This is a genomic window from Streptomyces carpinensis (assembly GCF_002154505.1).
Taxonomy (GTDB): domain Bacteria; phylum Actinomycetota; class Actinomycetes; order Streptomycetales; family Streptomycetaceae; genus Streptomyces; species Streptomyces carpinensis.
The window spans coordinates 1-529 of the sequence record NZ_MUBM01000823.1; the positions used below are offsets into that span (position 1 = coordinate 1).

The window sequence follows — 529 nt, forward strand, 5'->3', positions numbered from 1 at the left end:
GGAGGGGCAGATGGCGTCCAACGGCTACAACTCCGACTCGCTGGACGACGCGCTCACCGGTGACGGACCCGAGGACGGAGAAGCGGTGCTCGCCGACTTCATCGGCGTGGAGGAGCACGGCATCAGGCTCGTCGAGGACCTCCACTCGCTGGCGCCGCTGGTGGCCGAACTGGGAGAACGGGACAGGCAGATCATCCATATGCGGTTCGTGGAGGAGGCCACCCAGGCGGAGATCGGCGAACGGCTCGGCTGCTCGCAGATGCACGTCTCCCGGCTGATCAAGCGCATCCTGACGCAGCTGCGGCAGGGCATGCTGGGCGAGATGGGCTGCGCCTGAGGCGTCGCCCCACGGGCTCAGTCGCGTCCGAGGTGCACCAGGGCCCGTACCCGCTTGCCCACCGGAACCCGTTCCGCGCTGACCTCGTCCGCCAGGGCGTGCACGATCTCCAGGCCGTGCCGGCCGATGCGCTCGGGGTCGCGCGGGTAGCGCAGCGGCAGAGCGACGCTGCTGTCGTAGACGCACACGCTC

Annotated in this window: 2 protein-coding genes; one reads left to right on the top strand and one right to left on the bottom strand. The window is 69.8% G+C overall.

Going from position 1 to position 529, the window contains the following annotated elements:
- Window positions 1-337: sigma-70 family RNA polymerase sigma factor (locus BZY54_RS49025; protein ID WP_143668494.1), on the top strand; the 337-nt coding region annotated here is incomplete at its 5' end.
- 17 nt (window positions 338-354) lie between these two features.
- Here BZY54_RS49025 and BZY54_RS54610 read toward each other — a convergent pair.
- On the bottom strand, window positions 355-529 hold a 175-nt coding region (locus tag BZY54_RS54610), incomplete at its 5' end, for an ATP-binding protein (protein ID WP_143668495.1).